This window comes from Nostoc sp. DedQUE02 (genome assembly GCF_034531035.1).
In the GTDB taxonomy this organism is placed as follows: Bacteria; Cyanobacteriota; Cyanobacteriia; order Cyanobacteriales; family Nostocaceae; genus Nostoc.
The window spans coordinates 1-11,306 of the sequence record NZ_JAVRBY020000117.1; the positions used below are offsets into that span (position 1 = coordinate 1).

11 protein-coding genes and 2 pseudogenes are annotated in these 11,306 nt (G+C 40.8%); 2 read left to right on the forward strand and 11 right to left on the reverse strand.

Going from position 1 to position 11,306, the window contains the following annotated elements:
- Positions 1–221: 221 nt before the first annotated feature.
- From RMX98_RS35505 to RMX98_RS35540, 8 genes and pseudogenes are all read right to left on the reverse strand, one after another.
- Positions 222–941, reverse strand: a complete 720-nt coding sequence (locus tag RMX98_RS35505) for an alpha/beta hydrolase (RefSeq protein WP_322679966.1) — start codon at positions 939–941, stop codon at positions 222–224.
- 13 nt (positions 942–954) lie between these two features.
- Entirely contained in the window at positions 955–2,586 is a 1,632-nt protein-coding gene (locus RMX98_RS35510) for an alpha/beta hydrolase (protein ID WP_322679967.1), read from the reverse strand.
- Between the two features lie 348 nt (positions 2,587–2,934).
- Positions 2,935–3,735 (reverse strand): cyanophycinase, encoded by an 801-nt coding sequence (locus RMX98_RS35515; protein WP_409881379.1) that lies wholly within the window; start codon positions 3,733–3,735, stop codon positions 2,935–2,937.
- 28 nt (positions 3,736–3,763) lie between these two features.
- A pseudogene (locus tag RMX98_RS35520) lies at positions 3,764–4,045 on the reverse strand (DUF1392 family protein); the annotation flags it as partial.
- Positions 4,046–4,212: 167 nt separating this feature from the next.
- Positions 4,213–5,223, reverse strand: coding sequence for an SDR family oxidoreductase (locus RMX98_RS35525; RefSeq protein ID WP_322679968.1), 1,011 nt, complete (start codon positions 5,221–5,223; stop codon positions 4,213–4,215).
- Between the two features lie 50 nt (positions 5,224–5,273).
- Complete coding sequence (locus RMX98_RS35530; protein ID WP_322679969.1) at positions 5,274–5,450, reverse strand: hypothetical protein; 177 nt, start codon at positions 5,448–5,450, stop codon at positions 5,274–5,276.
- Between the two features lie 153 nt (positions 5,451–5,603).
- Positions 5,604–6,155, reverse strand: a complete 552-nt coding sequence (locus RMX98_RS35535; protein ID WP_322679970.1) for a general stress protein — start codon at positions 6,153–6,155, stop codon at positions 5,604–5,606.
- Positions 6,156–6,302: 147 nt separating this feature from the next.
- A complete protein-coding gene (locus RMX98_RS35540) occupies positions 6,303–6,509 on the reverse strand; it encodes a chlorophyll a/b-binding protein (protein ID WP_322679971.1) in 207 nt (68 codons plus the stop codon).
- A 300-nt stretch (positions 6,510–6,809) separates the two neighbouring features.
- Here RMX98_RS35540 and RMX98_RS35545 point away from each other — a divergent pair, with 300 nt between their 5' ends.
- Entirely contained in the window at positions 6,810–7,439 is a 630-nt protein-coding gene (locus RMX98_RS35545) for a DUF4126 domain-containing protein (protein WP_322679972.1), read from the forward strand.
- A gap of 153 nt (positions 7,440–7,592) precedes the next feature.
- Here the strand turns inward: RMX98_RS35545 and RMX98_RS35550 are convergent.
- Positions 7,593–7,793: pseudogene (locus RMX98_RS35550) on the reverse strand (homocysteine S-methyltransferase family protein); the annotation flags it as partial.
- Between the two features lie 19 nt (positions 7,794–7,812).
- Between RMX98_RS35550 and RMX98_RS35555 the strand changes: the two are divergent.
- A complete protein-coding gene (locus RMX98_RS35555) occupies positions 7,813–8,391 on the forward strand; it encodes a PEP-CTERM sorting domain-containing protein (protein WP_322679973.1) in 579 nt (192 codons plus the stop codon).
- A gap of 251 nt (positions 8,392–8,642) precedes the next feature.
- On the opposite strand, the gene RMX98_RS35560 is transcribed toward RMX98_RS35555, so the two are convergent.
- Positions 8,643–10,607, reverse strand: coding sequence for a di-heme oxidoredictase family protein (locus RMX98_RS35560; protein ID WP_322679974.1), 1,965 nt, complete (start codon positions 10,605–10,607; stop codon positions 8,643–8,645).
- Between the two features lie 445 nt (positions 10,608–11,052).
- Positions 11,053–11,187 (reverse strand): hypothetical protein, encoded by a 135-nt coding sequence (locus RMX98_RS35565; protein WP_322679975.1) that lies wholly within the window; start codon positions 11,185–11,187, stop codon positions 11,053–11,055.
- Positions 11,188–11,306: the final 119 nt, after the last annotated feature.

The window sequence follows — 11,306 nt, forward strand, 5'->3', positions numbered from 1 at the left end:
TACAGTTCAGTTAAGCTTTTTTCTCTCCCCCTGCTTCCCCTGCTCCCGAAGCCTCCCCTGCTCAAGAACAGCCTGCCATAACAGATAAATTTGCTTAACCCAAGCTATTGCCCAATAACTATGTCCTCATGCCAATAGTTCCCCATCTCTTTTTTTGAGGCTCCACTTTCACAGGATTGGAATCTATAGCGATACCTGGGTCAGTTTTCATAGTTTTGATGTCACGAATGAAACACTTTATCCGGTGTTGATTGAGTAAACCACTCCATAGCTCTTTCGGCGATCGCAGTCGGAACTGTATGTAACCCGTTGAATTCACGGTATTCTAGGTCATAGTCTGCTTGTTTTAACTTCTGCACAATCCGGCGACTGCACCGTTCAATTGATAACACCGTATCGAACTTTCCATGAGAGATGAATACACCCGGTTTCCCGGATTGGCTAGGAGGAGCCATGAATCCGGGTGAAAAGGCGATAATGTGGTTAAATAGGTCGCCATTGGTAATGCCAACCGAAAGAGCGTAGGAAGCACCATCAGAGAAACCAGCGATCGCTATCTGGTTCGGGGCGATCGCATAATGACTGAAAGTTTGTGCTAGTGCGCGATCGATAAAGGCAATATCAGGGCCATAGCCACCCCGAATAATGTCCCAAGTTTGTTGGCGTGAATCTACTGCCAATAAAATTGTCCCAAAGCGAATTGCCAGATGATAAAGGATTTTTAGCGCGCCCTCCGCATTGCCTCCGGCTCCATGCAATATCAACACCAGTGGAGCAGGCTGATCTCCCCGATAGGTTTCAGGTACATAAACAAAACCATCTCGCTGCTCATCTAGCCTTAGTGGGTGTAACCCAGTCAAAGCGGTTGTTGTGGGGCGAGTTGGGCGAGATAACAACCGTCCTTCAGTAGCTCTAGAATCAACTTGTTTTGAGCTTTCCATGACTAATAAAACTTTATTTAAATGCTTGTTCTAGTTGTTCAGTCGTCAGAGATTTAATTAAACTTAACGGTAGTGGTTGCTGACTAATCTTATTAACATAATCTGTATTCAAATAGGGAAGGTAACTTGGCTGTCCGACGATATAAGTTTCAAAAAAGGGAACACTCAAAGCTTTAACATAACGACGTGCCAAAGCTGGGCTAGAACCAATTACTTGTGGAGGAACAGACACAACTGTATCCGATGATTCTGCAATAGTAGAAAAGTGTGTGCCGCCATTAATAAGTGCTAAATATTTATTTGGAGTTGTTAACCAAGTGAAAGGCTGAATTTGCTCTGGTAAAGCGGGAGTAACAGTATCAGCACTACCAGATACAATCATCACTGGAATTTTGATTTGGCTGAGACTAGCTTGACCAAAAATACTACTATCAACAGGATTAATTGCAATTACTGCTTTTATTCTTGCATCAGCTAAATTATAGTTACCAATTGGTAAATTTATAGCCAAACACTGAAGTAAAAGTGAAATATTTAATGTATTTTCAAAAGTTGGGCAATTAGCTTGGAGTTGCTGAAAATTAATTTTTGCGCCTGCCAATGCTAATGCTGTATATCCACCAAATGATTGTCCTATTAAACCAACTTGGTCTAAATTCAAACGTCCGCGAAATGTTGAGTTATTTGATAAACGAGTGAGTTCATCTAGTAAGTATTTGATATCCAAGGGTCTATCAATGAGTTCTCTAGGATTGGTAACTTTATCTGCTGTACCTGCTAATAATGCTTGTAGTTGTTTGGAATCGCTACCAGGATGTTGGGGAACAGCAACTACAAAACCATAAGAAGCAAGATGTTCAGCTAGATATGCAAAACTTGTTCTGTCAGACCCCAGCCCGTGCGAAATGATAATTATCGAACGCGGAGTTGGAGCAATGGGAAGGTAAATGTCGGCTGGAAAAGTTCTGTTACGCGTTGAATCATTGAGAGTGATACTTTGCTTAGAAAAACGAAAACTTCCATTTTTTATTAAGTCCAATGGAAGCGTATTAAGTCCAGAATTATTGGTTGTTTTTTGTTGGAATTTTTGGTTAATAAGTGCTACCGCATTTTCCGTTTGATTAGCTAACTTCTGTAATGCATTGACAATTTCTAAACTCTGGCTTAAATTAATTGAAATTGCCCTAGAAGGGTATTTTTTTAAGACATTTAAAAGGGTAAAATTATTTGAATCGGCGGCGGCTAAAATCAGGGCTGAACGAATTGCATAAAAACCTGATAATCTAGATTCAGTCTGAATAACTTTACCTAATGTTTCTAACAAACGCTCACCAATTGGTGTATAAAGAAACTGCGAAACTCCTACTTCATTTAACTTAATAGGAGTTAGTAAAGTTTGACGCAGTTGAGAGAGTTGCTTTTTGTTTATATACTGACTATATGAAGCAAACTCATCATCCATTTTGCCTGTTTTAGCATAGGATTCAAGTGAACTTATTGGGATAGAACGTTCTAAAGCGCCGTAATTAAATTTTATCCGCTCTGCACCGAAAGCGGGATAAGTAGTTAGTGCAGGCAGCAACCCTATACTACAAATCTTCAAAGCCAATTGCCAGACAGATGGTTTACTTTTAATCCGAGTCATTACCTGCCACTTCAAATTGTATATTACACATAATTAATCAACCAATTAAAAGCATTTTGCTTCTCCTAAATTCGTTAATTTGGGAGCATACAATTTTGGCTAATTGCCCTCAGACTATAAGTCAATACGCTTGCTTGGCTTTGTGAAAAATTGCTTTGTTGGGTTGCCCTTTGCTTAACCCAACAAAGCCACGGAAATGTTAGCAAGTAGACACTTTTGTTAATTTCAGCCATAATAACATTTCACGAAATGTCTGATACAAATAATCGATTTCTAATTCTTTCCCCCTGCCCCCTGCTCCCCCGGTTGCTGCGATTAATACAGACACATCTGCTGTAGAGGCATTATTTAAGATAGGATAGGTTGGCGGCTTTTCAAATCAAATTTGTAACCACGTGGTAAAATATGAAGCTTTGCTCCACAAATTGCTAAAGCTTCATCCTTTAATATTTCACCCATATTGTTATATGTAGCCCCTACATCAACAATTGTGACTGAACCTTCACCAATGATTTCAACTTGTTTATCACTAACTACCATTGCAGTATTCTCATCAATACCAAATCCTAAATCAGCAGGCTCTTGTACCAAAGCTGAAATTAAGCGCCCCAAGCGTCCACGCTGTAAAAAATGTTGGTCAATTACTACTCCCGGTAGAAAGCCTAAACCTGGCCCCATATTCACAATTTCCATCCGAGGGTTAGTTTGAGAATCGCCTTCTACAATCATTTTATCTGGCATCACAGCAGCTCCTGCGCTTGTGCCTGCAATAACTGCCCCTTCAACAAAACGCTGATGAATAGCTGTGTCGAGATCAGTATCTTTAATAAGGCTTGTGATTCGAGCTTGATCTCCTCCTGTAAAGAATATTCCTGTAGCTTTCCTGACAGCTTCTAATGCTGTAGAAGAATATGCATCATCACGAGTTTCTGTATCAACGATCCGAGCATCTTCAGCTCCTAGCTTTTTAAATACTCTAATATAATTTTCTCCAACTTCTCTAGGTAGTTCTGTCGCTGCTGTCATAATTACTATTTTTGCTTTAGTACCTCCAGCCCGTCGTACAAACTCTCGTAGTATTTCACAATCTTCCTTTTTATCTTCAGCTCCTCCAATAATTATGAGTTCTTGTTTACTATTTTTTTCCACAATAATGACTCCTGATATTAAATTAATTTCAATAAACTATGAAAGTTATCACTCTGCCATCAGTCTTCGGAGATATTGGAATACATCGGTGAAGATGAAATTTTTTTATTAAAAATATTAAACTTAGGATAAGTTTTTTGAGGCTAAAAATTCCTTGAATAATCCGAGGTGTCAGTTCAAGAGCAAAATCAACTTCAACTATGTCTTTTAATTGAAAAAGCAGACTAGGAACACTAGGTTTTTGGAATATATTTGTTGAATAAAATTCTTTAGAAGGCAAATAAAGTATTTCACCAAGACAAACAATTGCATCAAGCCACTTCCAATACCGTTCGGTTCAGGAATTTTTTGGTTGAGGCAACAGGGGGAGAAGAGAAGATACTGAACAATAACCCTCTTTCCTCCCGCTTATCCGAACTGTATTGAACCTACTCCAGCTTTTTTCACTGATTTACCAAAGCAACGATTTGTGGAGATTTATTCCTTCATATTGAATACTTGCGCCGCCAGCAATGCTAATGCTGCCGTACCAGCGATCGCACCCCATTGAAGAAACCGATTTTTATCTAACCAATCGGAAACACTAGGTATAACTAAGTTTCCATAATCTCCATTAACTCTGTCGTCTTCAGCAACAGATTGGTAAAAATTATTTGGTGCATCTTCAGATTTCGGTTCGGAAGTATGTTGTAATTTAAAGCCGACGAGCAATAACAGTGAATCTACTAATGATGGTGAGACGCGCTGTACCAAATCTAATACTTTAGCTACATCCCCAACCAAAAAATCGCGAGTTGGATGTTCGGCTACATATAGGATGGCATCAGCTACCAGTTTAGGCTCGTAGTAAGGTGGTATCCCAGAAGGTTTTACGCCTAATTTCGTCCGGCCATTGTTCCAAAAGGGAGTGTTGATCACTGCTGGCTTCACACTTGTGACACTGATAGGCCATTTTTCATGTTGCAACTCAAGGCGCATGGCTTCGATAAAGCCCTCAACCCCGTGCTTGGCTGCCGAGTAAGCACTTTGGTAGGGGAGCGATCGCCTACCTTCCATTGAAGAAACATGGATCAGTGCCCCGCGTCCCTCACGTTTGAGATGAGGTAAGGCCGCCATTGCACCATATACCTGTCCCATGAGATCGACATCAATGACATGCTTAAACTCTTCTGGTGTTGTATTGTCGAAGGTGGCAAAGATGCCGATCGCAGGGACATGCACCCATGTATCGAGTCGTCCGTAGACTTCCACTGTTTTATCTGCGATCGCCTTAACTTGCTCAAATACTTCTACATCAGCCACGCAATAAGTTGCCTCGCCGCCAAAGCTGCGAATCTCCTCTACTAAAGACTTGAGCTTCGATTCACCGCGAGCCGAGACTACTACTTTAGCCCCCCGTTTAGCAAACTCAAGAGCTGTGATTCGTCCGATACCACTGGAAGCTCCAACGACGGAAACAACCTGCTGATTGATTGGCTTTAATTGCATAAATCTTTCTATCACCAAAAAACAAAAAACTTCTGTTTCAAAAAATCGGATTAAAACCCAATCAGCCCGTAATAAGCACTTACAGCAACTAGGATAATTGTTATAACTCCCAGTGATGTACTAAGTAGAAATTGCACAGAGGTTTTTTGATTGAGGGCTTCTTTACTTCCACCTTCAATTGTTGTCCGTTCAGTATTGTTAGAATTGGTTACGTTGTTAGTTTTCATGATTCTTTTCTTGTTTGATTATTTATTAATTTTCACCTTTAATTACATAAAATGCATCTAACTTTAGAGTTAACAAAAGAATTAGGAAAAAGCAGATAAAATTAAAGGTTACTCTCATCTTTGGTTGAACAAAGTGTTAAAGCACACCCCATTTTAAGTATGCAAAGAATCGTAGACACCCCAATATTCAATACCTCGATCAAGTAATATCGGTTTGGCGCGATTAATTTCTTCTTCTGAGCCTTCTAGGATGAGCAAATAATAATTCTCTTGCAGGCGATCGCTATAAACTCTAGCTCTCTCTTCGGGTATGCCTAAATCACCTAGTGCCTTCAACAAATTTTGATTTGCTGCGGCTCCCACAGCAACACCTGCAACGCTGCTGACTAATGCTACACCTACGGAACCTGCTGCTAGCACGGCTCCTAAGCCAGGAAGCGCCAGACTACTCAAACCAACTAACACGCTACCCCAAGTACTTGCTGTCAACGCCTCTCTTACTGCTTTGGTTGTATTGACATCTTGATCGGCGATGCGATCGCTTATCTGCGCGTCACCTAAGTTTTCACCTTGCTCTACATCTTTAGCAATAACAGAAACTTTTTCCATAGAAAAGTTAGCAGTTTTCAATTCATTAATTGCCTGCTCTATATCTTGAGAATTAGCAAATACTCCTAACGCATATATTGTGTTTTTAGTTATCATATTTTTCTCCTTCGGAATTATTGTATTAGTGCGTCCATATATAACCTTGGTATTAGACTCTAATTCACGAGTAGGTTTATTACAACGCTTTTAAATTGTTATTTATTGAATTATTTCCCCAAGGGGGGATAAATCATCAGTGAAGAATTAGCGAACCAAGTGGAGTACGTCACGTACTAAGCTATAGCCAGCTAAATCCCAAAGTACGTAAGCAATAAAGCCAATCATCGCTAAACGCCCATTCCACAATTCTTGTTGCGGATTCCACCCAAGAATCCAAGCATTGCGATCCACACCGTTATAAGCTTTAGCTTCAGTAGATAATTCAACTGCTTTGTTAGTTTCAGTTGCCATTGCAAATATTCCTTAATAACTCTCCTACACCCACATGTTAGTTACTATTACGGTTGCAGTTCTCTGTCTATTGGGGAATCTAGAAGTGTCACAGGAAGTATCTCAGGGCATTGTCTAAACTTTAGATTTCTCGTAGGGGTATGGCATTATCTATTGATTGAGGTGGGATTTCACTGATTCTACACATAGTCAGATGAAATATTTCCGCCAAGTTTCTTATCTTGGGATCACAGCTTAGAGTTGTTACTCCCTTCAGCTCAAAGATGGAAAAAACACCAGGAGTATAACTTGAGTCTTACTATGGATTTAAATTCTTTGTTCAATCTCAATACATTTATTGAATTATTATTGGGGATTAGTTTGAGTGCGGCGGCTGGCTTTCGAGTATTTGTACCACTGCTAGCATTGAGTGTGGCTTCAGTTTTTGGACATTTAGATTTACCGACTAACTTTGATTGGGTGGAAACACCTCAAGCTGTAATTGTATTTGCAGTCGCTTGTTCGCTAGAAATTATCGGTTATTACATTCCTTGGTTGGATCATCTGCTGGATATTGTAGCCACTCCTGCGGCATTTATCGCCGGGACAATCGTCACAGCATCTGTTGCACCAGAGATGAATCCACTGGTGCAATGGACGTTAGCTTTAGTTGCTGGTGGTGGAACCGCAGGATTAACTCAGGGATTAACGAATATATTACGGATAAGTTCTACAGGGGTTTCAGGTGGATTAACCAATCCAGTTGTGTCAACCATTGAGTTGGTCATTGCGATCGGACTGTCTCTACTGGCGCTAGCTTTACCAGTGGTAGCAGGAGTGATTGTGATTGGTTTTCTAATAATAGCTATTCAAAGAATCTGGAATTTCTTCTTGAGTAAACCATCTTCTCAAACTCACGAAACCGTTTCTCCATCAAGAGAATTGGGATAAGTGCTTATGGATTTGTTTCATAACTGTGTAGGCGTAGTCCGCACTTCGGCTGCGCTCAGGAACCGCCCGTCGTAGACATCGCAATTATAAAGCGATCGCAGGGTATGTTAGCGCGAGTAACGCACCCTATGATACTCGTGAATGACACTAGTCCGCTTGATTGCCGACGTTTTCAGATAAAGCCGTGTTCGGAATATAGGAAACGATGAAAGGTGAATGTTCTGCTAGAGATACTTGATATGTGGTCTCATCAAATCTAGGCTTGTGGCACAGTTTAGACGGAGAATATTTATTGGGTGGGTAATGTTACAGAACTGTCAGCACACCACTGATTTCCGAACCTACCAACATTGTTTTTCAGGAGAATTATCTGATGAAATTAGTCGCAAAGCTTGGTATTGCTACCGCTAGTGCTATTACAGGTATCACTGTTGTCAGCGTATCTTCTGCGGCGCAAGCTGTACAACTCTTTGATTTTCAGTACTCTTTTCCCAGTTATGAAGGAAATAGTACAATCTCCGCTAGTGGCACCCTTACCACCACCGATTTAGACCCGATAAAAAACAATTACACAATCACAGGGATAACTGGAACAAGGACAGTCCAAGGAATTAGCAATCAAATCATCGGGCTGCTCTCACCAGGTACATACGGAATCAATGATAATCTGTTGAATGCGAGTACACCACTGTTAACCAAGAACGGTTTTTCTTACCTGGTTTCTGGAAGCGGGGAAGATGGAAATGGCAATGTTAACGTATTTTACAGTAGTTTCGATGAAGGTTATTCAGAGCTTTCAAGCAATGTAGATTATGGCAGCTTTAGTGTCATACCCCGTCCTGTTCCCGAACCCTATACACTAAGTGGCTCATTGCTTGCTCTTGGTTTTGGCTGGTGGACGAAGCGAAAGCAAGCAGTAGTTTCCCAGAAAAAGCTCTTTAAGATTGGATAAGTTGTTCCACATCCAATACGGTTCGGATAAGCATTTTTCACTTTCCTTGTGGTCTGGGAAAAGGATAAGGGGTAAAGGGGAAAGGATGTATTCAAAACCTTTTCCCTTTCCCCTTTCCCCTTTAACCGAACCGTATTGGTTCCACATCTAGTTTGTATATCTCACATTTATTCAAAAGCTTGTAGGGTGGGCATCTCGCCCACCCTAGTTATGCTAGTTAAATGTGGAACAGCTTATCAGCCGTAGCTTGATTAAAAGCTTCCAGGATTGTCATCAAGTGCCAGCAAGAAATTAACTAGGTCTGCTTGCTGATTGGAATTAAACCCAGCCTGTCTATCTACGTAGAAGTCATGACCTGTGCCATCAAGGTTACTACGCACTAAACTAGGGTTAGCTTTGTTGGCTTTTATAACTAAGGCACGAAGATTGCGATCGACTAAGGCACGCAAGCTGCTAGCTGGATCGGCTGGTATACCTTGGCTGAGAGTGCCAGAAAGACCTAAGCCAGTCTTGTCAACTACCGTGAAACTACCATTGGAGTCAACTTTTAGGCTTCCTGCCCGAACTGCTGCACCACCATCGTGTAAATATGGTGCGCTTGCATAAAGACCTCGTAACGTAGTCGTTTTATAACCGCCTTTGGGCAATATGCCTTTGGGTAAAGTCGTGGGAGTATCGGAGATACCCTGTGTTGGTATATCCAGCACTTCAGCATTAGCTGGTATGGGAACGGGAGTGTTAAAAGTGTATAGCTTGGGTGCTACCAACAACTTATTCAGCGCCAAGTGAGACTCAGCACGAGCGGGGTTAGTACGAATTTCATCAATTGGATGAATTGTGTTGTCGGTGAAGAAGGGTGGAATGTGGCAAGTTGCACAATTGGCTTTCTCAAATACTTTTGCACCACGCTTGACAGAATTGCTGTTCAAAGCTTGCCAGTTTTCTGAAGTCTGGTTGGCAGGTGGTAGTAAGCTATTTTGAAAAGCAGACATGGCGTTGCTAGCAAATAAGAAAGTTCCACTGGCAATATCACCAGGCTTTTGAGTATCTGGGCTGAAAACCAAACCGTTTAAAGTGAACAAACTGGGTCGTAGGTTTGGGTAAGTTCCCGTGCCAGGGGCAGGAATCTGGTCTTCTAATTCTGCTTGTATGGAATTTGGTAGGATCTTCCGTAGCCATTCTGAGGGTTTTACTATCAGTCCTTCTGGTAAACGTAGGCTCTTAACGGCAGCATTTTGAAGAAATGTCCCAATATAAACCTCTGGATCAATACCAAGAGTAGCTGCACTGAGTTGAGCGGCTGCCAACAGATTAATTTCTGAAGAGTGAACGCCATTATTAAGAGCGCTCAGTCCACCAAATGGGCCAACGGCTCCTTCTCCTGATGCTGCATAAGGATGATTTTTAAATGTGAATAGACTGGGAATTTGAGTACTGTTTCTAATACCATCCGGTGAACTCTCGAAATGACCAAAAGGTACATCTAGCACAGCATCGTCGAAGGCTTTTTCTAACTTCTCAGGATCGGGTAATTCTACCTTATTACCTTTACTGTCAATAATAGTCTTACCATTGCCTTTGTATTGTGGGTCTAAGGGGTTAAAGTTTAACCGTGCAAACCCTGCGGCTGTATTTGGTGCTAAGGCAATAAACAAAGGGATGGCTAATTCCCCATTAGGTACTCCTGCAATGACTTTACTATTATTAGAAATAGTTGCATGACAAAGCGCACAAGTAATGTCGCCGCCATTAGGTGTGGTTCCTAGTGGAACAGTCTGTCCTTTGAGAATTTTTAAACCTGTAGGAATAACAGTTCCTTTGGGAAAAGTTCGACTACCTATAGTTAAATCGTTTTGGAGAGTAATTTTTAGGTTTGTCGTTGGCTGACCTTGCAAATTAGCGATCGCTACATCTAATTCTTTTGATATCTTAGTGAAGCCTTGTCCTAAACCAAATACTCCTTGTAAACCGAATGTGTCTCCAATCTTACGGTTTAAGAATATATTTTCACCTTGCGCTATTAATTCTTGAGTAATTTTAACTGCTCCTACCCGTTGATAGGAAATAGGATCATTAGCATCTAGTCCCTTATTTGCAACTACTGCTGCTGCTTCTTGAGGGCTAAGTAATTTGCCGAAATAATCGTAATAGCCTAGCCGTTGATTAGGAGCAGATTGCAAAAGATCAATCCTGGCGATCGCTGTCTGGCTTGTCATCAACCAATTTGATAACAAGATACCAAAAACACTAATGAGAAAAACGCAGATTAATAAGAAAATCTTGGGTTTTGAACCATATAATACCCTAAGGACACGAGTCTTAAGGTTATTCTTTTTTTGTTTCATAGTCAGGTGTTGACTAAAAATATATCAGTAGGTATATCACACTCCTACGTAAATATATATAATATGGTCTTTAAGTTTTTTATCAATTTTATGGCTAGTTTAGTTTCTTATACCAATCTCAGCAATTCTTAATTTAAGAATTGATAAGGTATTAAATAGTAGGATAAGAAGAAAGTATTAACAAAAAGTAAGGAAACTCAGCTATACACTTGTGGTAAAGAAAGAACTAAATCTAGCAATGGTAATAACTACTCATCACTCAATTGTTCAATCCCACGTAACAGTTATTGATTAACACTAATGGAATTGCCTATTGCTAACTATATTCAATGTATGCTGTAAAGCGATCGCCTGTAGAGTTGGTGGTGCGACACCGAATAGCCCGCACTTCTCTACGAGACGCTGCGCGTAGCTTGCTTCCCCGGAGGGGTACGACAAGCTCAGTGACCATCGTAGAGATTGCTATTATAAAGCGATCGCAGTCTTCGGGTGTCTTAGAGGATGTTTGAAAAGTCCTCTTCTTGGTAGCAAAACGTTCTAGATCCCCCTAAATCCCCCGATAAATTGGGG